This window comes from Luteibacter sp. W1I16 (assembly GCF_050434905.1).
Classification (GTDB): Bacteria; Pseudomonadota; Gammaproteobacteria; order Xanthomonadales; family Rhodanobacteraceae; genus Luteibacter.
Genome location: NZ_JBNDJJ010000001.1, coordinates 1,623,615 through 1,645,325 on the forward strand (window position 1 = coordinate 1,623,615; position 21,711 = coordinate 1,645,325).

The 21,711-nt window shown below is 63.4% G+C and carries 18 protein-coding genes and 1 tRNA gene; 14 read left to right on the forward strand and 5 right to left on the reverse strand.

Annotation, left to right across the window (positions count from 1 at the left end):
• Positions 1-88 precede the first annotated feature (88 nt).
• A complete protein-coding gene (locus tag QFZ41_RS07285) occupies positions 89-967 on the reverse strand; it encodes a LysR family transcriptional regulator (protein WP_429198144.1) in 879 nt (292 codons plus the stop codon).
• A gap of 108 nt (positions 968-1,075) precedes the next feature.
• On the opposite strand from QFZ41_RS07285, the gene QFZ41_RS07290 reads away from it, so the two are divergent.
• From QFZ41_RS07290 to QFZ41_RS07310, 5 genes are all read left to right on the forward strand, one after another.
• On the forward strand, positions 1,076-2,008 hold the full coding sequence (locus tag QFZ41_RS07290) for an NADP-dependent oxidoreductase (RefSeq protein ID WP_429198145.1): 933 nt from the start codon (positions 1,076-1,078) through the stop codon (positions 2,006-2,008).
• 42 nt (positions 2,009-2,050) lie between these two features.
• Positions 2,051-2,929, forward strand: coding sequence for an SDR family oxidoreductase (locus tag QFZ41_RS07295; RefSeq protein ID WP_429198146.1), 879 nt, complete (start codon positions 2,051-2,053; stop codon positions 2,927-2,929).
• A gap of 182 nt (positions 2,930-3,111) precedes the next feature.
• A complete protein-coding gene (locus tag QFZ41_RS07300; RefSeq protein WP_429198147.1) occupies positions 3,112-4,155 on the forward strand; it encodes an alpha/beta fold hydrolase in 1,044 nt (347 codons plus the stop codon).
• Between the two features lie 702 nt (positions 4,156-4,857).
• Complete coding sequence (locus QFZ41_RS07305) at positions 4,858-6,816, forward strand: AAA family ATPase (RefSeq protein WP_429198148.1); 1,959 nt, start codon at positions 4,858-4,860, stop codon at positions 6,814-6,816.
• 602 nt (positions 6,817-7,418) lie between these two features.
• The gene (locus QFZ41_RS07310; protein ID WP_429198149.1) at positions 7,419-8,963 is read left to right on the forward strand and encodes an AAA family ATPase; all 1,545 of its coding nucleotides are present in this window, start codon (positions 7,419-7,421) and stop codon (positions 8,961-8,963) included.
• Positions 8,964-9,703: 740 nt separating this feature from the next.
• Here the strand turns inward: QFZ41_RS07310 and QFZ41_RS07315 are convergent.
• Positions 9,704-9,777: transfer RNA gene (locus tag QFZ41_RS07315), tRNA-Gly, on the reverse strand.
• Positions 9,778-9,912: 135 nt separating this feature from the next.
• On the opposite strand from QFZ41_RS07315, the gene QFZ41_RS07320 reads away from it, so the two are divergent.
• From QFZ41_RS07320 to QFZ41_RS07345, 6 genes are all read left to right on the forward strand, one after another.
• Positions 9,913-10,617, forward strand: coding sequence for a hypothetical protein (locus QFZ41_RS07320; protein WP_429198150.1), 705 nt, complete (start codon positions 9,913-9,915; stop codon positions 10,615-10,617).
• A gap of 128 nt (positions 10,618-10,745) precedes the next feature.
• On the forward strand, positions 10,746-10,946 hold the full coding sequence (gene thiS / locus QFZ41_RS07325) for a sulfur carrier protein ThiS (RefSeq protein WP_306850982.1): 201 nt from the start codon (positions 10,746-10,748) through the stop codon (positions 10,944-10,946).
• Positions 10,947-10,973: 27 nt separating this feature from the next.
• Complete coding sequence (locus tag QFZ41_RS07330) at positions 10,974-11,774, forward strand: thiazole synthase (RefSeq protein WP_429198151.1); 801 nt, start codon at positions 10,974-10,976, stop codon at positions 11,772-11,774.
• Between the two features lie 2 nt (positions 11,775-11,776).
• Complete coding sequence (gene trmB, locus QFZ41_RS07335) at positions 11,777-12,502, forward strand: tRNA (guanosine(46)-N7)-methyltransferase TrmB (RefSeq protein ID WP_429198152.1); 726 nt, start codon at positions 11,777-11,779, stop codon at positions 12,500-12,502.
• 47 nt (positions 12,503-12,549) lie between these two features.
• Positions 12,550-14,283, forward strand: a complete 1,734-nt coding sequence (gene poxB, locus QFZ41_RS07340) for a ubiquinone-dependent pyruvate dehydrogenase (RefSeq protein ID WP_429198153.1) — start codon at positions 12,550-12,552, stop codon at positions 14,281-14,283.
• 167 nt (positions 14,284-14,450) lie between these two features.
• Positions 14,451-16,268 carry an SLC13 family permease gene (locus QFZ41_RS07345; RefSeq protein ID WP_429200199.1) on the forward strand — a complete coding sequence of 606 codons (1,818 nt, stop codon included), beginning with the start codon at positions 14,451-14,453 and terminating at the stop codon, positions 16,266-16,268.
• Positions 16,269-16,276: 8 nt separating this feature from the next.
• On the opposite strand, the gene QFZ41_RS07350 is transcribed toward QFZ41_RS07345, so the two are convergent.
• Positions 16,277-16,618: a Rieske (2Fe-2S) protein gene (locus QFZ41_RS07350; RefSeq protein WP_429198154.1), complete on the reverse strand. Its 342-nt coding sequence runs from the start codon at positions 16,616-16,618 to the stop codon at positions 16,277-16,279.
• A gap of 80 nt (positions 16,619-16,698) precedes the next feature.
• On the opposite strand from QFZ41_RS07350, the gene QFZ41_RS07355 reads away from it, so the two are divergent.
• The 3 genes from QFZ41_RS07355 to yedA all read left to right on the forward strand — a co-directional run bounded on the left by QFZ41_RS07355 (position 16,699) and on the right by yedA (position 18,936).
• Positions 16,699-16,974 (forward strand): hypothetical protein, encoded by a 276-nt coding sequence (locus QFZ41_RS07355; RefSeq protein WP_429198155.1) that lies wholly within the window; start codon positions 16,699-16,701, stop codon positions 16,972-16,974.
• Positions 16,975-17,046: 72 nt separating this feature from the next.
• Complete coding sequence (locus QFZ41_RS07360) at positions 17,047-17,925, forward strand: methylated-DNA--[protein]-cysteine S-methyltransferase (protein ID WP_429198156.1); 879 nt, start codon at positions 17,047-17,049, stop codon at positions 17,923-17,925.
• 96 nt (positions 17,926-18,021) lie between these two features.
• Positions 18,022-18,936 (forward strand): drug/metabolite exporter YedA, encoded by a 915-nt coding sequence (gene yedA / locus QFZ41_RS07365; RefSeq protein WP_371022592.1) that lies wholly within the window; start codon positions 18,022-18,024, stop codon positions 18,934-18,936.
• A 269-nt stretch (positions 18,937-19,205) separates the two neighbouring features.
• Here yedA and QFZ41_RS07370 read toward each other — a convergent pair whose 3' ends face one another.
• Both QFZ41_RS07370 and QFZ41_RS07375 read right to left on the reverse strand, forming a co-directional pair.
• Positions 19,206-20,528, reverse strand: coding sequence for an ABC transporter permease (locus QFZ41_RS07370; protein ID WP_429198157.1), 1,323 nt, complete (start codon positions 20,526-20,528; stop codon positions 19,206-19,208).
• A gap of 11 nt (positions 20,529-20,539) precedes the next feature.
• Positions 20,540-21,706, reverse strand: a complete 1,167-nt coding sequence (locus tag QFZ41_RS07375; RefSeq protein WP_429198158.1) for an ABC transporter permease — start codon at positions 21,704-21,706, stop codon at positions 20,540-20,542.
• Between the last annotated feature and the right edge of the window lie 5 nt (positions 21,707-21,711).

The window sequence follows — 21,711 nt, forward strand, 5'->3', positions numbered from 1 at the left end:
AAGGAAATACGCTCAACGGCATCGTCGATCTATACGTCTTCGATTACCGCACGGCTGGCAGCATCACCGAGTTGATTCCCCATCTATTTCAGCGGATGGTGAACGACCCGCTCGGGTACTGCTGCGCCATGAACTCCACGAAGGCCCGCACCTTCGGGCTTTGCAGGCGTCGTGACGTATGCAGCACCCAAAGCTCGACGTCCTCGCCCGCGATCCCCCATGTCACGAGGTCGCCGCTTTCGAGCAGGTTTCCCACGATCGATTGCGGCAACAAGGCAACACCCGCGCCCGCGGCAACGGCATCGCGAACCATCAGTAGCGACGACAGGCGCAACACGGGTTGCGGCTCGATGGCGAGCTTGCCGTTGCGAACGGTCCACACATCGCCGTCGCGATAGGTGGACATGACCACGGCCGGCATGGGGAAAGGTCCGTCGCGGCGACCCTTGGGCATCGGGATGGATGGCGCCGCGGCGAGAACCAAACGATCCCGGGCGAAGCAACGCCCGACGAGGTCGCTGTCCTTCTGCGGATTGATACGGATGGCCACATCGAAATGTTCATCGATCAGGTCGACGAAACGATCCTCTGATACGGTCTCGATCTGTACTTCCGGATAGCGCTCCAAAAACTTCGCGGCGAGCCCTCCCAGGGCGAGTTGCGAGAACAACTGCGGCGCCGCGATCCGTAAGCGACCGCGCGGCGTTGCAAGCCCATCGCGTACAGCGGCGAACGCTTCGGCGATCTCGCGCATGGGTCCTTCCGTGCGTCCCACCAACAACTGGCCTGCGTCCGTCAGCTCCAGGCGTTGCGTGCCGCGCTCGATCAGACGCGCGCCCAGTTCCTCTTCCAGATCCCCAACCCGACGCGACAGCGTTGCCTTGGAGCGGCCCGTGGCACGGCTGGCCTTTCCAAAGCCTCCGTGGGTTGCCACGAGATGGAAGTCATCGAGCGCATTGATATCCATGGTGTCTCGTATTTGATACCAGGCGTCTCGATTCTATGGTCTGTGTATCGAATGTGGAACCCCCTATTGTTTGGTCCGTACCCGCCAAACACCAAAGGAAACGCATCGATGAACACTATCCGCGCCCTGCAACTCGCCGCGTACGGCGGCCCGGAAACCATCCGGACGTCCTCCGTCGACGCCCCTGCTCCCGAAGCCGGCCAGGTCCTGGTCCGCGTCCACGCCGCCGGAGTCAACGGGCTCGATTGGAAAGTCCGCGAAGGCTACGTGCGGGATATCTTTCCATTGCAACTGCCGACCACGCTGGGCATCGAACTCGCCGGGGTCGTCGAGGCGGTCGGCCCCGGCGTGACGCGGCTGCGTCAAGGCGACCGCGTCATGGGCTCGCTCGGACGACTCGGCGCTTATGCCGACCTGGTCGCCGTCGACGAGGCCAATCTCAGCCTGGTGCCCCAGTCATTGGGTTTCGTAGAAGCCGCCGCGTTGCCCGTCGCTTCCGTGGCGGCATGGCAGAGCCTGCATTTCGCCGGTCCGATACACGCCGGCCAGCGCGTGCTGATCCATGGTGCCGCGGGTGGCCTCGGCGGCTTCGCCGTGCAGTTCGCACACCAGGCGGGAGCGGAAGTGTTCGCCACCGCGCTGGGCGATCACGCTGAATACGTCCGCGGCCTTGGTGCGGATCACGTCATCGCTTACGACCGGGAACAGTTCGAAGACCGCGCCAGCGACATCGACCTCGCACTCGATTACGTCGGTGGGGAGGTGTTGAGCCGCTCGTGGTCCGTACTCGCCGATGACGGCGTCATCGTCAGCACCGCGTCGCCGGCCATCGAATCGAACACACCCGCCGGACGCCGTGGCCTCTGGTTCGTGAACACGCCAGACGCCGCCCGCCTGCACGCGATCGCCGAGGACGTGGCGGAAGGCCGCCTGCAATCCAAGGTCGCCGCCGTCGTGCGCTTCGACGACCTCCCCGCAGCTATCGAACGCAACCGGACCCAGCCGCAGCTCGGCAAGGTCGTCGTCGATTTCTCCCTCTGAATCCGTAACCCCTCCCTCATTTAAATCACCGGAGTAAACATCATGACCATTCTCGTTACTGGAGCTACCGGCAATGTCGGCCGTAATGTCGTCGAACAGCTTGTGAAACGCGGTGCCGACGTCCGCGCACTCGTACGCGATCCCTCGAAGGCTAACTTCCCGGCGAACGTTACCGTCGCCCAAGGTGACTTGCTCGACGTCGACTCCCTGCGGGCAGCCTTCTCAGGCGTCTCCACGCTGTTCCTGCTCAATGCCGTGACCGCCGACGAATACACGCAAGCACTCATCGCGCTCAACATCGCCCGCGAGTCAGGCATCGAACGCATCGTCTACCTGTCGGTGATCCATAGCGACATCTACGTGAACGTTCCTCACTTCGCGGGGAAACATGGCGTCGAGCGCATGATCGAAGACATGGGCCTCCACGCGACGATCCTGCGTCCGGCCTACTTCATCAATAACGACCTTTCGATCAAGGACGTGGTGACGGGGTACGGCATCTATCCCATGCCCATCGGCAGCAAGGGCCTGGCGATGGTCGATACGCGTGACGTCGGCGAGGTCGCGGCCATCGAACTGCTTCGTCGCGAGCAAGCGGCCGAACCGCTGCCGCTCAACCGGATCAACCTCGTCGGCCCCGACACGCTCACCGGAGCGGATGTCGCTGCGATCTGGACGGACGTGCTTGACCGCCCGATCGCCTACCCGGGTGAAGACATGGCTGGATTCGAGCAGAACCTCCGCCAATACATGCCCAGCTGGATGGCTTTCGACATGCGCCTGATGGGCGAGCGGTTCGTTACCGACGGAATGGTGCCGGAGGCTGGCGATGTCGAGCGGCTGGCGACGTTGTTGGGGCGGCCGCTTCATTCGTATCGGGGGTTCGTGGAGGAGGTTGTCGCGGCAGAACGAACCGATTGATGTCCATCGCTCAACACGGTGGGGCCTGGCGCGTGACTAGTGGCAGGCCCCGCCCGAACCTACGATGGACGCGGCCTTCGACTCGACGACGGAAAGATTCAGATGACGGATGCAGTGACCCCATTGAACGACGCAGGCCGGGCGCCAGCGTTTCGCTGCGACAGCGGCGGGATGAGGTCCGTATGACCAATCACGTGGATTTCCTGCGGCGCGGACTGCTACGCGGCGTCGCGGCGGGTGCCGGCATCGCCGGCCTGCACCTGGCTCTGGGCGGCAAAGTGGCGTCCGCCAGTGGCATCGGATCACCCGCCTTGGCCCTGGCGCATTTGAAGAATGTCGATGCCGGTGTCTTGAACATCGCCTACTACGAAGCGGGGCCGGTAAATGGGCCCGCGGTGGCGCTTCTGCACGGGTTCCCGTACGACATCGAGGCCTACGCGGAAGTCGCGCCCATCCTGGTGGCCGCGGGTTGCCGGGTGATCGTTCCCTATCTGCGCGGCTTCGGCCCCACGCGTTTCCTGAGCGCAGACACGCTTCGTTCGGGCGAGTTCGCGGCGTTCGGCGCAGATCTGCTGGCACTGCTCGACGCATTGTCGTTGCCGCGCGCCGTGCTGGCGGGATACGACTGGGGCGGCAAGGCGGCCAGCGCCGTCGCGGCCCTCTGGCCCGAACGCTGCGCGGGCCTGGTATCGGGCAACGGCTATGCGTTCGCGGACCCGGCTGCAGCGTTGATCCCGGCGAAGCCCGAAAGCGAGATGCCGCTCTGGTGGCAGTTCTACTTCCAGACCGAGCGAGGACGCGCCGGTTACACAAAGTACCGCCGTGAGTTCAACCGGCTTTTCTGGAAGCAATGGTCACCGACCTGGCGCTTCGACGACGCGACCTTCGCACACACGGCCCCATCGTTCGACAACCCCGACCATGTCGAAGTCTCCATACATTCGTTCCGCCACCGATTCGGCGCGGTCCAGGGAGACCCCGCCTATGCCGAAATCGGTCGCAAGCTTGCGTCGCTGCCCGCGATACCGGTGCGGACGGTGACACTGGATGGCGGCGACGATAGCGCCCATCGGCCGACCGACGGTTCGGCCCAGGCCGCGAAGTTCACGGGTCCACGCATACACCGCGTGATACCAGGGGCGGGACACAACCTGCCGCAAGAGGCGCCGAGGGCATTCGCGGACGCGGTGCTTGAGCTGGTTCGCGCGGAGCGTGGCGCAGGCTAGTCGTGGCCGGGAAGCTCATTCTGGATGCTGACATCCCAGAGACGGACGCCGACGCGCGCCCGTCTTTTCGCTCTTACAGCCTCATGACCGGTCCGCTCATGGATTGGGCCTGGTTCTCGGCTTGGGTACGTTCCAGCGTCTGCTGCTGACTCTGTTGACGCTCATGCTCGTGATTCTGGAACTGCTGCATGGCCTCGGGCCACCTGGCACCACGTTTCTCCATCGGTGTGAGCGCTTCAGCAGTCGGCACCTTCGTGGTGAGATCAAAAACATGATCCTTCTGACCAGGAGGCGTTTGCGCACCCCAAAGAGCATTACCATCTTGCGACAAGGCGACCTGATCGATCGGTGTAGCCCGCAGGCGCGCGCCTGTACCTTCAATGCGGACGCGATACTGTCAGTATAGTGATCGGGTGGACGTCCCAGGGTCCTAGGCAACTATGTCTGATGAGCCTCACCACATCTTGCGCTTCGACTCTGAAGCTGATAATCAAAACGGGGGGCAACAGGGGCAATGGAACTTCGCGCACTGGGGCGTTGGCCGCCAAGAGCGCGACAGGTTCGAATGCGCTTGGCGCGGCCACTCGGTAGACACCTAACCCGATTTCCCCTTCGGCTAAGCCGAAGCAACATCGGCCACGGTGTTTCGACATCTCACGCTATCACTATTTGGATGAAAGACATCCTGAGGACGGAGATTCCATGCTCACCCTGGTCCAAGCACGAGTAACCAAGTACAAGTCGATCGAAGACTCCTCCGTCGTCGAGATCGGGCCTGCTGTAACAGTGCTGGTGGGAAAGAACGAATCCGGGAAAACGGCCTTTCTCGAAGGACTGCACAAGTCATTGCCCCTAGACGATGCAGGGTTTGATTTCATTGCCGATTACCCCCGAAAGGACCTCATTCGGTATCGGCAACGGCACAATGCCAAGGACTACGAAGAAGTCGTTCATCTCACTTTTCGCATCGACAAGCCGTTGGCCGACCGCATCAACGCGGAAGTCTTCGGCGGCCATGAAATTATTCAAGCAGGGTTGCGGTTCACGCGCACTACAACCATTGCGAATACAAACACCCTCGGTTTTCATATCGACGATAAGGCGGCTATAGCCGCTCTGCGCGCCCCGTTAGCAGACCTCGAACACTCGGACGAGGTTTTCGATGGGTCGAAGTCCCTATCTGAAACGCTGGACAAGATTGATGCTCTAGGGCTTCCTTCCGACGGGAAGTTGGCCACGTTTGCTGCGCAGTGGAGAAAACGAACTCCCAAAGCGAACGGCTGGGGACTGATAAACGGTTACATCTATCAGCACTATCTGCATCCAGCGCTTCCGAAGTTTCTCTACTTCGACGACTATAAAATCCTAGAAGGAAAGATAAATCTTCCTTCTTTGCAACAGCGGATTGCCGCAAAGAAAATTACTGAGGCGGACGAAACCGCTCAAGGGCTCCTCGAGCTAGCGGGCACGACGCTGGACGAACTAATCAGCGAGGAAGGCTACGAGTCAGCCAAAGCAAAACTCGAAGCCATAGGACTGAGCATCACCCAAAAGGTCTTCGAGTTTTGGAAACAGAATGGCGACCTCGATGTTGAGTTTGATGTAAAAACAGACAACAAAGACATTGCGCCGTTTAACAGCGGCCCCAACCTCTACATTCGCATCAAGAATCGCCGTCACGGTGTCACGGTGCCGTTTAGCCAGCGAAGCAAGGGCTTCATTTGGTTCTTCAGCTTTCTTGTGTGGTTCGATGCCGTCCAGTCTCGAGCGGAAACCAGCGAGTCGCTGATTCTCCTTTTAGACGAGCCCGGTCTTAACCTGCACGCCTTGGCCCAGGCAGACTTCCTAGCTTACATCCGAGAGCTATCCACACATCATCAGATTCTGTATTCGACCCATTCGCCATTCATGGTCGATGGCGCAAGGTTGGATGAGGTTCGCGTCGTCGAGGACCGTATCAAAGAAGGCACCAAAGTCACTGGCGACCTCGCTGGCTCTTCCGATGAAAGCCTATTTCCGCTTCAAGCCGCACTCGGATACTCCATCGCGCAGAATCTTTTCATTGCCAAGAAAAATGTTCTTGTCGAGGGCGCGGCCGACCTTATCTTGCTACAGCATGTGGCAGCATTGTTCGAAGCCGAGGGAAGCCAGGGTCTTAGCGACGCCATCTTGGTGCCTGTCGGAGGTCTCGACAAACTGGCTACTTTCGTAGCACTTCTTGGGTCGAACAAGCTCAAGATCGTGGTGCTGCATGACCGGGCGAGCACTCCACACCAGAAGCTGGAAGACCTCGTTAAACAAAAGCTCATCGAGCGAAAGCGTGTGATGGATTTTTCGATGTTCATCGAGCCCACACCGCCAGAGGCTGACATCGAAGATTTGCTCCCGCTGGACGTTTATCTTTCTGCATTTAACTCAGCATATACGAAAGAGCTGGATGGAAAATCAGTCACCGCTAATGCTCTAGGAACACATCCGCGCGTTGTTGAGCGAATCAATCAGTGGTTGAAGAGCGAGAAGTTGTCGCTCATGAAAGATGGGGGATATAACCACTATCGCGCCATGCAGGCGGTATTGCCTCTATTAGATGGAAAAAGTCTGACTGCGGAAAGTCGACGTAGCTTCGAACAAATTTTTGCGCAAATCGGAGCCATGCTGTAACGAGAGTTATTCTGTAGTACGTTCGAATGTCGCGGACATTCTCACTACATTATGTTGCTTTTGGCGCCCACCGTTTTTCGGGGGGCGTGCACGGCGGGGGCCCTTCTTTCACAAAAAACACCTCCCCTCTAGTCGAGCCCTAGCCTCCCGTTCTCGCTCCGTCTTCTGGTGAGTCAAGTAGGTATCAAACCGACTGGGACAGGGGGGCGGAATGTGGGGAACGGGCAGGCTATCGAGCACCGTTTGTCATTCAATGACGGTGCCCTCTGCGATGTAGTGCCTCCGGTCGATGCCATCGCCCGGGCTGTGCACCTGATGGTGTGGATGAGGCTGTCAGCGACCTTGTTGCGCGCAGGTCGTAAAGGGGCGCGCGCATCGAAGTGGTGGGCGAACTGGAGGGAAGCATGGCAGCGCATGTAAGACGGGGGCCATATGATAACGCCCACAGAAAACCGTCAAAAAAATTGCCGAATTTGCTTAGCGCGCTCCTGGGATGCCTATTACATGCAATTAGGGTGACGCTCAACGGCTGGTCAATCCGCATCACCCGCCTATCGGGAACTCTTTTGACAACGTGCGAGTGAGTCGCGACACTCTCGAACATGCTCGGCATCCGCGAATGCCGCCATGGGCAAGGGGGAATCGTGGCACGAGTGATTCAGATAGAGGGGCTGAAGCATATCCGGACACTCCGGTTCGAGATGCCTGGCCGGGGAGTGCATCTTCTTGCCGGGTCGAACGGAGCAGGCAAAACCACGCTTTTAGCCTGCCTCCGCCGCATCGCATACCCCCAGGCGTTCGCTGTCCATTTCCCGTCGTCCAGCAAGAGCGAGCGGCTCGATAACTTCGCTAATGCACGCATCACTTACGAGCTTGGCACCGCCTCTGTCACTTATGCCTATGGCGGTGAGCGTTGGGTGCCTCGCCCTCGCGCGAATAATCGCCTGCTTGACCGCTTCGGCTTCAAGGATGTGTTGTATGTGGGCGCTACCGCTGACCGGATTACACCGCGACCTGAGGACTTCGAACCACGGAGGGTCCGACCGGCTCACGAAGGTGTCCGTGCCGCCGCGAACGAAATCTTCGAGACCCAACGCTTCGACGACTTGAAGACCATCAATTTATCGAAAGGCGTTGGCAACGCCGCTTTCCTCCTTCAGACAGCGCGTGCCACCTACTTTTCAGAGAAGAATTTCAGCCTGGGCGAACTGTGCGTGCTGAAAATGATTCGCTCCCTCCAGCGCATCCCGGTGGAATCGCTCCTTCTCGTTGACGAATTGGAGCTTGCGCTGCATCCCCGAGTGCAAATCAATCTGGTCCGGTATCTCGAACGCATAGCCGCGGAAAAGCGCCTCACGGTCATTTTCTCGACGCACTCGGTCAGCCTCATCAAGTCCGTCCCGCGAAATAGGCTCCTGTATCTTGAGAATACAGATGGGGCGGTTAGCACCATCCCAGGCTGCTTCCCAACCTATGCTTTGGGTGCCATTGCTCTTGGAGAGGAGCGCGCGCCGGACGTCGTCATCTACGTGGAGGATGTCAACGCCGTTGAAGTGGTCGAAGCATTCGCGTCAATGTTCAAGGCGGAGCGTTTCGGGCACGACGGCCGATTGGCACCCACTGTGAAAGTTGCACCCATTGGTCCTTTCATGAGCGTTGTCCGATTTATGGGCCACGGGCGCTCGATTCTCCCGGAGTCAACGCGCGTTAAAGCAGTCCTGGACGGCGATGTTAAGGACGAGACGATCGCTGGATGGGAAGCCTCGGGCGCCCACGACCGGCTGGCAGAATTTCAAGCCCACGGCGATGCACTCAACTACCTGCCTTGGGCCCCAGAACAAGGACTGGTCATTCATTTTTTGACCGCGCACCGGGCTGAAGCGCTCCGCCGCTTGCAAAAGAAGTTTGAGGACAATCGGATTCAACTCCACACGAATGTCACGAACATCGATCACGGGCTGCAGGGGTCCAATCTGCGTAATGCCTGCAAAGCATCGTTCCTGGCTTTGATGGCTCACATCATGCAGGCGAAGCCCGGCATGTCGGAAGATAGTGTCCGCCGGGGCATATTTCAGACATTCTGTGAGCACTATTTTGATGCTAATAAGGCCGACGTCATGCAACTGATGGGGCCCGTTCTGGCCTAGCTGCCTTCTTCCGCATACAGGGCAACTACGCCACTATTGGTCTCTCCTTTTGACTGGAGCAGACTGGTGGAAGATAAAGTTTTGCGCAGGCGATGGGCCTAGCCATCGAGTTCCATACCAGTCTCTTTCCGCAGCGCCGCGACGAGCCCCGGGCAGCTTGGCTCGACCTTCTCGGCGAGGAATGCTTGCACATAGGGCACCACCCAGTCTTCCGAGCCGTGTTCCGGGCTGATCCCACTTCCAGCGCATCCATATAGTCGGACGACATCATGTAGCACCCGCTCAGGCAGAAGGAATATGCCAAGTACAAAATGATGATGTCGAGCGTGTCGGCCTCAGCTGTCCAAGCCATTCGGCGCGATTCTTCAGATAGAACGTCCCGTCGTTCAAAAGGAGGCGGTCTAGGAAGTTATGGTGGTCTGGTCGTTGCACCGTTCACGCACACCGGCATAGTCAAGCGCACTCAGGCAAGGGCGGACCGCCGTTAGCTCGGGGGCGGCGTCCACATACTTTGTGATTTCACCTGTTCTCGGAAGCGCTTTCGCCCGGGTAATCCACCATCGATGCGCGCGACCAAGGGCTCTCCAGGCTACGCATACCGCTGGAGATACACATTGAGGTAAGTGCCAATCAGCGCAGCATCGTAGAGCTTTCGCGCCAGTGCATAGGCATCGTTGATGCTGCCCAGTTTTCAGAAAAGACGTTGCAGAAAAGGCACTTAGCGCGCTGGTGGCACTGAGTGGAGCGGGTGAAGGGAATCGAACCCTCGTCAGTAGCTTGGGAAGCTACAGCTCTACCATTGAGCTACACCCGCGTCGGGCATGGATGGTAATACGACAGTGGCGATGGGGGAAAGGTGGCGGGTGGCTGAACGCGTCCGTGGGTTCTTACGCCGGCTCCGGGCCTCGGGCGCATAATCCGGCGAGGGAATCCCTACGAGGGTCAGGCCATGCGTCGCGCGCTTTCACTTTCCATCGCCATCGGGCTCGCGCTCGGCGCGGGTGTCGCGGGTGCGCAATCGCGCACCGTGTCCACGGCGGACATGCCCAAGCCGGGGGTCAGCTATATCTCCGGGCCCTCCGTACCCGTTCGCAAGGACACCGTGAGCACCGGAAGCCTGCCCCAGCCGCCCCGGTTCTATGTGGGCGGACAGGTATCGGTGGGCGATGACGGGTACCGGGACCAGTACGGCTATGGCGATGGCTCCGTGGCGGAAAGTGGCTACTACTACGGCGGCGGCTATCCCCCGGGCTACGGCTACGGCTACGGCTACGACCGGGACAACCGGCGCGGGCATGGGCATGACGGCCACGACGACGGGCATGGCCATGATCACGATGGCCCGGGCGATGGTCACGGTGGTGGTCACGATCACGACCATGGCCGGAACGGTTCGTTGAGTCTGGCAGCGCCGTCCGGCGGGAATGCCTCGGCCAGCGGAGCGGGTGTGAAGCTGGCGCCGCAGCGGCCTCCGGAGCGGGATGACCGTTGGCGGAATGGTTGGAATGGTGGTTATGGGAATCCGCAGCCTCAGCCGGGGACGGGGATGACGAACAGCCGGGCTCCGCAGCCGGGGACGGGTATGGGGTCGGGGAATCAGCCGGGGACGGGGGTTCCTTTGCGGGGTGGTGGTGAGGGGTGGCGGGGGCGGTGAGGGGGTTCGCGGCCTAGGCCGCTTCCCACCCTGCTCGGCCACCCTGCTCGGGCGCCTTGCATGCCTCCCTCATCCTAGGCTGCTCTCATCTTGGTTTCCCAAGCAGGTGGGTTGGGTACAATTGGGGGATGCTGATCACTCTTAACGGCGACGCGCGCGAATGCGCGCCCGGCACTTCCGTGTCCGCCCTGCTCGATGCCGCCGGTTATGCCGGCAAGCGCGTGGCGGTGGAGGTCAACCTCGAGATCGTGCCGCGCAGCGCGCACCCGACGCACCTGCTTGCCGAAGGCGACCGGGTGGAGATCGTCCACGCCATTGGCGGCGGCTGACGCCGCGCCCTCCGACGGATAGCCCGCATGAACCACTTCTCTCCCGCCGCCGACGACCTGCTCACCGTTGCCGGCCGCACGTTCCACTCGCGACTGCTCACCGGCACCGGCAAGTACAAAGATTTCGACGAGACGCGCCGGGCCACCGAGGCCGCCGGTGCGCAGATCGTCACCCTGGCGATCCGCCGAGTGAACATCGGCCAGGACGCCAGCCAGCCGAACCTGCTCGACGCGCTGCCGCCCGACCGTTTCACCCTGCTGCCGAACACGGCCGGCTGCTACACCGCCGAAGACGCCGTGCGTACCTGCCGCCTCGCACGTGAACTGCTCGACGGGCACAACCTGGTGAAGCTGGAAGTGCTCGGCGACGAACGCACGCTCTATCCCGACGTGGTGCAGACCCTGGTCGCGGCCGAGAAGCTCGTCGCCGATGGGTTCGACGTGATGGTCTACACCTCCGACGACCCCATCCTCGCCCGCCGCCTGGAAGAGATCGGCTGCGCGGCGATCATGCCGCTGGCGGCACCGATCGGTTCGGGCCTGGGCATCCAGAATCGCTACAACCTGCTCGAGATCGTGGAGAACGCGAAGGTTCCGGTCATCGTCGACGCGGGCGTCGGTACCGCATCCGACGCATCCATCGCGATGGAACTGGGTTGCGACGGCGTGCTGATGAACACGGCCATCGCCGGCGCGAAAGATCCCGTGCTGATGGCGCACGCGATGAAGCTCGCCGTCGAAGCGGGCCGCGCCGCCTTCCGCGCCGGCCGTATCCCGCGCAAACGTTTCGCTTCTGCATCGAGCCCCGTCGACGGGCTGGTCGGTTGAGCATGGCACACGACGACGAGACATCGGGCGACGCCCCGTTCCACCGCCGCATCCGCAGCTTTGTGCTGCGCGAAGGTCGCATGACCCCGGCGCAGCAGCGCGCGTTCGACGATCACTGGTCACGCTTCGGCCTCGACTACACGGGCCATGAGCGCGATCTCGATGCGACCTTCGGGCGGCACGCGCCGTGCGTGCTGGAAATCGGTTTCGGCAACGGCGAAGCGCTGGCATGGGCGAGCGAACACGATCTCGCGCGCGACTACATCGGCGTCGAAGTGCACGGCCCCGGCGTCGGCCGCCTGATGAACGCGCTGGCTGCGCGCGATGCGTCCAACGTGCGCCTGTACAAGCACGATGCCGTCGAGGTACTGGAAAACGAAATTCCCGCGGGCAGCTTGTCCGAGGTACGCATCTGGTTTCCCGACCCATGGCACAAGAAGCGCCACAACAAGCGTCGCCTCGTGCAACCCGCGTTCGTAGCCTTGCTCGCGTCGCGCATGGCGCCCGGTGGCTTGTTGCACCTGGCCACCGATTGGGAAGCCTACGCGGAGCACATGCGCGAGACGATGGAAGCCGCCGAAGGCTGGCGCAATCGTGTCGGGCCAGGCGAAACCGCGGAGCGTCCGGCGTGGCGCATCGAGACGCACTTCGAGCGCAGGGGCACGCGACTCGGTCATGGCGTATGGGATTACCTATACGAATGGATAGGCCCGACGACGGCCTCTTGACCGTCGTCGCGGCATAACATGGAACTTCGTGCCCACGGAGTTCCCCCATGACCATCTCCAACCTTGCCGACCTGATCGCCGAAACCCTCGAAGAAGCCGGTATCCGTCGCATCTACGGCGTGGTGGGCGACAGCCTCAATGCCATCACCGATTCGTTGCGCGAGCGGAACCGCATCGACTGGGTGCACGTGCGCAACGAGGAAGCCGGTGCATTCGCCGCCGGTGGTGAATCGCAGCTCACGGGGCAACTCGCCGTTTGCGCAGGAAGTTGCGGCCCTGGCAACCTGCACCTGATCAACGGTCTGTTCGACTGCCACCGCTCGCGCACGCCGGTGCTGGCCATCGCCGCGCATATCCCGAGTGCGGAAATCGGCAGCGGGTATTTCCAGGAAACGCATCCGACAGAACTCTTCCGCGAATGCAGCGTGTATTGCGAAATGGTGTCCGATCCGGCGCAGATGCCCTTCGTGCTCGACGCGGCGATCCGTGCGGCGGTCGGGCAACGCGGCGTGGCCGTGGTGGTGATCCCAGGCGACGTCGCGATGCGCGCGTCGCCGGTGAAGAAAGTGACACCCGCGGCGGGTTTGCTTCCGCCCGCACCGAAGGTCATTCCGGCCGAACGCGAACTCGATGCCTTGGCGGCACTGCTTAACGCGGGCAAGCGCGTCACCCTGCTTTGTGGTCGTGGCACGGCCGGTGCGCACGGCGAACTCATCGCACTCGCCGATGCACTGAAATCGCCCATCGTGCACGCGCTGGGCGGCAAGGAATATGTCGAGTACGACAATCCCTTCGACGTGGGCATGACCGGCCTGATCGGATTCAGTTCGGGCTATCACGCGATGGAGGATTGCGACACGCTGCTGATGCTCGGCACCGACTTCCCGTATCGCCAGTTCTATCCGGAGGACGCGAAGATCGCGCAGGTGGATATCCGTCCCGGCAACATCGGCCGTCGCTGCCGAGTGGACCTGGGTGTGGTTGGCGATGTCGGCGAGACCCTGCGCGCACTGCTTCCGCGCATCGAACCCAAGCGCGTGCGAGGCCATCTCGACCGCTGCCTCGCCCACTACGCGCGTGCCCGCGAAGGTCTGGACGAACTGGCGAGGATCGAGCCCGGCCACGACCTGATCCATCCGCAGCAGGTGTCCCGCCTGGTCAGCGAACTGGCCGAGGACGATGCCGTGTTCACCTGCGACGTGGGCACGCCCACCGTATGGGCCGCGCGCTACCTGCGCATGAACGGCAAGCGCCGCCTGCTCGGCTCCTTCGTGCACGGCTCCATGGCCAACGCCATGCCCCAGGCCATCGGTGCGCAGGCGGCCTATCCGGGCCGCCAGGTCATCTCGCTCTCCGGCGACGGCGGCTTCTCGATGCTGATGGGCGACTTCATCACCCTGGCCCAGGAAAAGCTGCCGGTGAAGGTCATCGTGCTCAATAACGGCACGCTCGGCTTCGTCGAGCTGGAGATGAAGGCGGCGGGCCTGCTCGAGACCGGCGTGGAATTGCGCAATCCGGACTTCGCCGCCATGGCCAACGCGATGGGTATCCATGGCCGCCGCGTGACCCGCGCCAGCGACCTGCCCTCGGCCATCGCCGAAGTGCTCTCGCACGAAGGCCCCGCGCTGCTGGACGTGGTGAGCAACCGCCTGGAGCTGTCCATGCCGCCGAAGATCACCGCGGAACAGGCGAAGGGCTTCAGCCTGTACGCGCTGAAGGCGGTGATGAGTGGCCGTGGCGACACGATCGTCGACCTGGCGCTGAGCAACCTCAGCCGATGAGCGGATAAGAACCACCGAGGGTCCGGTGCCGCAAGCTTCAGCCGGGAGCCACGCCCAGCGCGTATACTCCTGCGGCAATATCCACAGCCTGGCAAGACCATGCCACCGCACGCCTCAACCGACCGGATCCGGACAGCCGGCTAGTGGCACTGACCCTCACTCCCGAAATGATCCTCGTGCTGGGCCTGGTGGGCTTCACCATGCTCATGCTCGTTCTGGAGTGGATCCGGGCCGACATGGTCGCCCTGCTGGTGGTGGTCACGATCGGCCTCACCGGGCTGATCCCCGGCGACCAGGTCTTCAACGGCTTCGCCGGCAACGCGGTCATCGCCATCATCGCGATCATGATCATGGGCGCGGGCCTGGACCGCGCCGGCGTGCTCAACCTCACCGCCGCCTTCGTCATGCGCATGGCCCGTGGCGTGGAATCGCGCCTGGGCGTGGTGATCAACAGCGTCACCAGCCTGTTCAGCGCGGTCATTCCCAGCCAGGCGCTGGCCGCGCTGATGATCCCGGTCACCAGCCGCCTGTCCGCCCGCACGGGCGTGCCGATGTCGCGCCTGCTGCTGCCGATGGCGTTCTGCATCCTCACCGCCACCAACACCACGCTGATCGCCAACTCGCCGCTGATCGTCCTCAACGACCTGATCGCCAGCGCCAACAGCAACCTGCCGCCGGGCGCGCACACGATCCCGAAGTTCGGCCTGTTCAGCGTCACGCCCGTGGGCCTCGTGCTGGCCGTGACCGGCGTGCTGTTCTTCTACTTCTTCACCCGTAAGCTGCTCCCGGAGCGCGAGGACGAGCGCCTCAAGGTCACCCCCGGCCGTACCGAGAGCTACTTCGCCGACACCTACGGCATCGCCGGCGAGACCGCCGAGCTGACCGTTACCGCCGAGAGCCCGCTGGTGGGCATGAGCATCGGTGAGGTGGAGCAACTGCACGGGGCGCCGCTGATCCTCGCTATCAAGAACGGCAACGAGAGCCGTGTGGCCCCCCCCTCCGATCAGATGATCTGGGTGGGCACGGTGCTCGGCGTGCTGGCCCCGCGCGATGCCATCAACGCGTTCGCCAACAATCAGCTCTGCCGCGTGTCCATGCGCATGCGCCAGCTGGGCGATCAGTTCAACACCACCCGCGCCGGTATTTCCGAGGCCGTGGTACCGCCGAGCTCGCGCTTCATCAAGCAGACCGTGGGCGACCTGCGCCTGCGCAAGCGCTTCGGTATCTCGGTGCTGGCCGTGAACCGCGGCGACGAGGTCTACCGCGAGGACGTGCGCGCCGTGACCCTGCGCGCGGGCGACACCCTGGTGCTGCACAGCAAGTGGCGCGACCTGATGCTGGCCGAGGAAGACCGCGACATCGTGGTGGTCACCGACATCCCCAAGGAAGAACAGCGCCCGGGCAAGATCTGGCAGGCGGTGGGTTTCTTCGTGCTGGCCAAGTGCCTGGCCCTGTTCACCCACCTCGACCTGTCGGTGGCGATGATGACCGGCGCGGTGGGCATGCTGCTCACCGGCGTGCTCAACATGGACGAGGCCTATAAGGCGATCAACTGGAAGACGATCTTCGTCACCGCCTGCCTCATCCCGCTGGGCTGGTCGATGGATTCCACGGGCACCGCCTCGTGGATCGCCCAGGAGGTGCTGGCCATCCTCGGCCACGCGCCGCAATGGACCCTGCAACTCTCCATCGCCGTGCTGACCCTGATGTTCTCGCAGGTGATGTCGAACGTGGGCGCCACGGTGATGATGGTCCCCATCGCGATCAGCGTGGCGGTGAGTACGGGCGGCAATCCGTCGGCATACGCGCTGATCGTGGCGGTATCGTCGTCGAACACGTTCCTGCTGCCGTCCGGCCATCCCGCCTTGATGATGGTCGCCGGCCCCGGTGGCTACCGCTCGAAGGACTTCCTCCGCGTGGGCCTGCCGCTGACGATCCTGATACTCACGCTGACCCTCGTTACGATCAATCTGATGTATCGCTGACGCCGGCCTCAGGCCAGCCGCACGGCGCCGTCCACCACGGCGAGCGGTACCCCGCGTAGCCGGTCGCCCCGGCAAGGGCCAGCCGTACAGTCGCCACTCTCGGCCGTGAACGTGGCCCCGTGTGCCGCGCAGATGATCTGGCCGGCGCGAACGAGGAACTTGCCCGGGGCGTAGTCCAGGCGTCGTCCCGCATGCGGGCAGACATTGAAGTAGGCGCGGGCTTCGTCGCCGTGCCGGTAGACCAGCAGGGACTCCACCTCGCCGTCGACCAGGGTCTCGATTTCGACGGCGTTGCCGTCGGGAATGTCCGCCAGCAGGCAGAGAGGAGCGGTGTCGGCGGTAGTGGTCATGGCACTTGTCTATGAGGATCGATTGCCCCAAGGTAAAGGGGCACGCACGCATGTCATTGTGCCATACGGATTTTTAACCAATGCGCTTCATTTTCCCGCCCGTCCGCCGTTCGCGTAATCCTCTCGTCCGCGCCCTGTCGCTGGTGCTGGGCCTCGCCGTGGTGGGGGTGCTGCTCGTCTTCGGCGTGGTGGTGCTCGGCGTGCTCATGGTGGGCGGCCTGGTCTTTCTCGCCGTTCGCCAGTGGAAGCTCGCCCAGGGCCGCGTGCCGGCCTCGCGGCCGTCGCCCGCGAAAGATCCCGACGTGCTGGAAGGCGAATTCGTGGTGATCCGGCAGAACACGCCCATCCACCACTGACCGGCTCCGCAAGAAGCGGATGGTGACGGGGCTCCGCCCCGCCTACGCTGGCCTTCCATGAAGGAGGCCACCATGAACTCTCAGGCTTACGCCATGCGTCCCGCCGCCGACGATGCCCTCGAACGCGTCCGCGCCGCCATCGAGCAGGCCGACGGCGTCACCGATCTCGCCAGCCTCGCCGCCATCGCGGGACTGAGCCCCACCCATCTGCAACGCGCTTTCCGGCGTCGCTACGGCGTGAGCCCGGCGGAATACGCGCGCGCCCGCCGTTTTAGCCAACTGCGCGAGGTCCTGCGCGAGGGGGCGGCGGTCACCGACGCCGTGTACGAAGCCGGCTTCGGCTCCGGCAGCCGGGTCTACGAAGAAAGCGACCGCCGCCTCGGCATGACCCCTGCCAGCTACCGGGCCGGCGGCGCGGGCGCCTCGATCCGCTACACCACCACGCAGACACCGCTCGGCCGGATGCTCGTCGCCACGACGGCGAAGGGCATCTGCGCCGTGACCCTCGGTAGCGACGACCACGAACTCGAGACGCGGCTGGCGGAGGAATTTCCGCTGGCCGGCCGGGAGCGGGTCGACGAGGGCCGCGAGGAATGGCTCGACGCGGTGATCGCACGAGTGGCCCACGATCTTGGCTGGAGCCATCGCGACGCACCGGCGATGCCGCCGCTGGATGTCGCGGCGACCGCGTTCCAGTGGCGCGTATGGGATGCGCTCACGCGCATTCCCCGTGGCGAGACATTGAGCTACGGCGAACTGGCCGCGGCGCTGGGCGTACCCAAGGCGGCGCGCGCCATCGGCCGCGCCTGTGGCAGCAACAAGCTGGCCCTGCTCGTCCCCTGCCATCGCATCATCCGCGAGGACGGCAGCCTCGGCGGGTGGCGCTGGGGCATGGACATCAAGCAACAACTGCTGGCCACCGAGCGTGCCATGAAAGCCACTCAAGGCTGACCGTCGAACCTTTCGCTACCGTCCATCCGGTAGCGGCGATATCTTGCGGGATTGCGCCGCACGACGCGGTGCGCGCCCGCCCCTGGATTCCCCCGCATGTCAGACGCCGCCTGTAGTACCAGCCAAGCTCCCGCCACCGCCCTCAGCGATCCGCGCTGGATGGTGCCGCTGTCGCTGTTCGCGCTCTACGTGATCTGGGGCTCGACCTATCTCGCCATCCGCTATGCCCTGGTGAGCTACCCGCCGTTCCTGCTCGCCGCCATCCGCTTCGCCGTGGCGGGGGTGTTGCTCTTCGCCGTGCTGCGCCTGCGCGGGGCCGCGCTGCCCACCGCGCGCCAGTGGAAGAACGCCGCCATCGTCGGCACCCTGCTGCTCGCCGGCGGCAATGGCCTGGTCTGCTTCGCCGAGCAAACCGTAAGCTCCGGCATCGCCGCGGTGGCGGTGGCGAGCATGCCGCTGTTCGCCGCCCTGTTCGGTGGCATCTATCGTGAGTGGCCCACGCGCGGTGAAACCGCCGGCCTGTTGCTCGGCTTCGTCGGCGTGATCGTGCTGAACCTGGGCGCAGGCCTTTCCGGCTCGCCTCTCGGCGCCATCGCGCTAATCTGCGCGGCCATGGCGTGGGCGTTCGGTTCCGTGTGGTCGAAGCGCCAGGACATGCCGAAGGGGCCGATGAACACCGCCGCGCAGATGCTGTGCGCCAGCGTCTCGTTGACGATCATCGCGGTGCTGCATGGCGAACGCTTCCCGGCGCACCCGGAAACCGGTGCCACCGCGGCGCTGGCCTACCTCGTGGTCTTCGGTTCGATCATCGCCTTCAGTGCTTACCTCTATGTGCTGAAGACCGTCCGCCCCGCCCTCGCCACGAGCTACGCGTACGTGAATCCGCCGGTCGCCGTGTTGTTCGGCGTGGCCCTGGCCGGGGAACACGTGGGTCCGTTCGATCTCGCAGGCATGGCGATCATCCTGGTCGGCGTGGGCATCATCACGATGATGCGCGTGCGCAAGGCCTGATCGCAGATACGCGTGCGGGAATGTGACGCAGGTCGCAAGACGGCCGGCAGCGGGTGTTTTTCAGAATCCTTCGATGTCCATGCGAGATACGACTCCCTAGGCTGCCCTCCTCGTTCGTGGGAGAGATTCGATGGCTGGAGCCGGATCGGCGCGCTTCGCCTGCTCGCGCAGGCTTCGATGGTGGATGGCACGCATGACGACGGTATTCGGCATCGGCATCGCCGCGCTGGCGGCGTGCCAACCCTTCCGGGAAGGCACGCCCGGCGACGCTACAACTCCCGTAACGCCGTCGTCACCGGCACCCGCGCCGCACGCAGTGCTGGGAACAGTCCACCGATGAACCCGATGGCCAGGGCCCACTTGATGCCCGTCCACAGGAGTTCGCCACTGACGTGGAAGCGGAAGACCACCTGACTGAAGTTCGCACCCAGCGTGGACGCGGTGTAGCCGTTGAAGATGATCCACACGATACCCGCACCGACGATGCCGCCAAGCAGGGCCAGCAGCATCGTCTCCAGCATCACGGATACCACCACGGGCACGCCGCGGAAGCCGATGGCCCGAAGCGTGGCGATCTCGCGGGCCCGCGCCTGGATGGCGGCGAACATCGTGTTGAGTGCGCCGAACACCGCGCCGATCGCCATGATGATGCCTACGGTGATACCCACCGCGCGCAGCACCTTGGTCAGCCCTTCGGACTGCTTGCCGAAGTATTCGCGGGTCGTCGAGACGTCCACTTTCAGGCGCGGGTCCGCCACCAGCGAGGCCTTGAACGCGTCGAACACCTTGGGCGAGTCGAGCAACACCGTCACCGATTGCACGCTGCTGCCGCGACGGTAGGCCGAAGCGACGCTCTGCGTGTCACCCCAGAGTTCCGACTCGAGGGCATCCTTCGATTCGAAGGCGCCGACGACGGTCCACGTCTGCCCGGCAAGCCGGATGGACTTGCCGACGTCGAGGCCTGCGAACTGGGCCTTGGCACCCTTGCCGACGATCAGCTCGCGCAGCCCGGGCTGGAACTTTCGGCCCTCGACGATCTTCACCTGGTCACGCAGGCTCCAGACATCTTCGCTCACGCCACGGATGGGCACGTTCGAGTCACTGTCGGGATCGCCTTTGCGTGGCAGGTTCGCCACGACCACCAGTTCGCCGGAAGCGATCGGCCGCCCCTTGGCGTCCTTCTTCACACCCGGCGCCTGCACGACCACGTTGGCGCTATCGCGATCGAGGATCGAATTGAGTTCAGCCTGCGATCCGCCGCGAAGGACGATGGCGGTGTGCTCGTTTCCCGTGGAGCGCAGCGTCTCGGCGAAGCCCTCGCTCATGGCTAGCATGGCCACCAGCACGCCCACCACGCCGGCGATTCCCACGACGACGACCGACGAGGAGCCCAACCGCTGGGTGACCGTCGCCAAACCTACCTTGGTCACTTCCCATGTCTGCTTGCCGCGGCGGGTCAGGGCCATCCACAGGGCGAGCGCCACCGCCAGCGCCACGATGCCTGGCCACGGCAAGACGACCCAGACCATCAGGAACACCGCGATCACCAACAGCGTGAGGATGCCGGCTCCGAATTTCTTCAAGGATTTCATCGTGTGTTCCCTCAGCGCCCGGCGAGCGCGTCGACAATGTTGAGGCGCATCGCGCGGATCGCGGGCAACAAGCCGACGAGCGCGCCGATGACCAGCATCAGGACGATGCCCAGCACCCATGTCTGCGTGCCGATCGGCGGCAGGTTGAGCATGCCTCCGCTGCCCTTCGCCACGATGGGCACGAGCACGCCGGCCAATGCGAGGCCGATCACGCCGCCCAGCACGAGCAGCAGGACACCTTCCGCCAGCACCATGCAAAGCACGCTCCTGCTGGAGAACCCGATCGTCTTCAGCACCGCGAGTTCGTTGGTCCGTTCGCGGACGGCCTGCGCCATGGTGTTGCCAGTGAGCAGGATCAGGGTGAAGAACACCGCGCCCATGATCGCCGAGACAATCAGGCCGATATCGCCCAGCTGCTTGGCGAACGAGGCATTGAACGCCTGCTCGGTCTGCGTCTTGGTCTCGTGATCGGAGTTGGCCGACAAGGCGTCGATGGCCTTGGCCACGCGATCCGCCTGGTCGGGCGAGGTCAGCTTCACGACGTACCAGCCCACGGTCGTGCCGACGTTCTGGAACGCGTTCGCATCCTCGAAATACTTGTGATGGAAGAAGAACTGCTGGTCGGTGCCGTTGGCCGCGCCCTTGGCCGGCGTGTAGATGCCGACGATGTCGAACGGCCAGGTCTTGTCGCCGTTGCGTTGCGGGAAGATCGTGGATTGCAGCGGGACCTTGTCACCGACCTTCCAACCAAAACGCTTCGCCAGCGCCTCGCCGACGATCGCGCCGGTGCGTGTCGACTCGTACGCCTTGCGCTGCTCCGGCGGCAGCACGATCTCCTGGTAGATATCGAGGTAGTTGTCGCTCACCGCGAAACTGAGCACGAAGTTCTTCGGGTCCTGGTAGATACCGCCGAACCAGTTCGCATGACCCACCGACTTCACGCCGGGCACCGCTTCCATGCGCGTGGAGAGGCTGGCGGGGAGCGACTGGATGATGGAATAGCGCGACGTGGTGATGAGGCGGTCGACGCCGATCACGCTGCCGCCCGAGGAAAAGGCCGCACGCGTCGCATCGAGCATGCCGAACAGCAGGAACGCGGCGAGGATCGAGATCAGCGTGAAGAACGTGCGGGCCTTGCGCCGGAACAGCGCGGCCCAGATGAGGTGCAGGTATTTCATGCCGG

What these genes read in the sequence shown, in the direction of transcription:
- QFZ41_RS07285 (WP_429198144.1), bottom strand. Translation starts at nt 967, where the DNA reads ATGGATATCAATGCGCTCGATGACTTCCATCTCGTGGCAACCCACGGA.
- QFZ41_RS07290 (WP_429198145.1), top strand. Translation starts at nt 1,076, where the DNA reads ATGAACACTATCCGCGCCCTGCAACTCGCCGCGTACGGCGGCCCGGAA.
- QFZ41_RS07295 (WP_429198146.1), top strand. Translation starts at nt 2,051, where the DNA reads ATGACCATTCTCGTTACTGGAGCTACCGGCAATGTCGGCCGTAATGTC.
- QFZ41_RS07300 (WP_429198147.1), top strand. Translation starts at nt 3,112, where the DNA reads ATGACCAATCACGTGGATTTCCTGCGGCGCGGACTGCTACGCGGCGTC.
- QFZ41_RS07305 (WP_429198148.1), top strand. Translation starts at nt 4,858, where the DNA reads ATGCTCACCCTGGTCCAAGCACGAGTAACCAAGTACAAGTCGATCGAA.
- QFZ41_RS07310 (WP_429198149.1), top strand. Translation starts at nt 7,419, where the DNA reads ATGCTCGGCATCCGCGAATGCCGCCATGGGCAAGGGGGAATCGTGGCA.
- QFZ41_RS07320 (WP_429198150.1), top strand. Translation starts at nt 9,913, where the DNA reads ATGCGTCGCGCGCTTTCACTTTCCATCGCCATCGGGCTCGCGCTCGGC.
- thiS (WP_306850982.1), top strand. Translation starts at nt 10,746, where the DNA reads ATGCTGATCACTCTTAACGGCGACGCGCGCGAATGCGCGCCCGGCACT.
- QFZ41_RS07330 (WP_429198151.1), top strand. Translation starts at nt 10,974, where the DNA reads ATGAACCACTTCTCTCCCGCCGCCGACGACCTGCTCACCGTTGCCGGC.
- trmB (WP_429198152.1), top strand. Translation starts at nt 11,777, where the DNA reads ATGGCACACGACGACGAGACATCGGGCGACGCCCCGTTCCACCGCCGC.
- poxB (WP_429198153.1), top strand. Translation starts at nt 12,550, where the DNA reads ATGACCATCTCCAACCTTGCCGACCTGATCGCCGAAACCCTCGAAGAA.
- QFZ41_RS07345 (WP_429200199.1), top strand. Translation starts at nt 14,451, where the DNA reads ATGATCCTCGTGCTGGGCCTGGTGGGCTTCACCATGCTCATGCTCGTT.
- QFZ41_RS07350 (WP_429198154.1), bottom strand. Translation starts at nt 16,618, where the DNA reads ATGACCACTACCGCCGACACCGCTCCTCTCTGCCTGCTGGCGGACATT.
- QFZ41_RS07355 (WP_429198155.1), top strand. Translation starts at nt 16,699, where the DNA reads ATGCGCTTCATTTTCCCGCCCGTCCGCCGTTCGCGTAATCCTCTCGTC.
- QFZ41_RS07360 (WP_429198156.1), top strand. Translation starts at nt 17,047, where the DNA reads ATGAACTCTCAGGCTTACGCCATGCGTCCCGCCGCCGACGATGCCCTC.
- yedA (WP_371022592.1), top strand. Translation starts at nt 18,022, where the DNA reads ATGTCAGACGCCGCCTGTAGTACCAGCCAAGCTCCCGCCACCGCCCTC.
- QFZ41_RS07370 (WP_429198157.1), bottom strand. Translation starts at nt 20,528, where the DNA reads ATGAAATCCTTGAAGAAATTCGGAGCCGGCATCCTCACGCTGTTGGTG.
- QFZ41_RS07375 (WP_429198158.1), bottom strand. Translation starts at nt 21,706, where the DNA reads ATGAAATACCTGCACCTCATCTGGGCCGCGCTGTTCCGGCGCAAGGCC.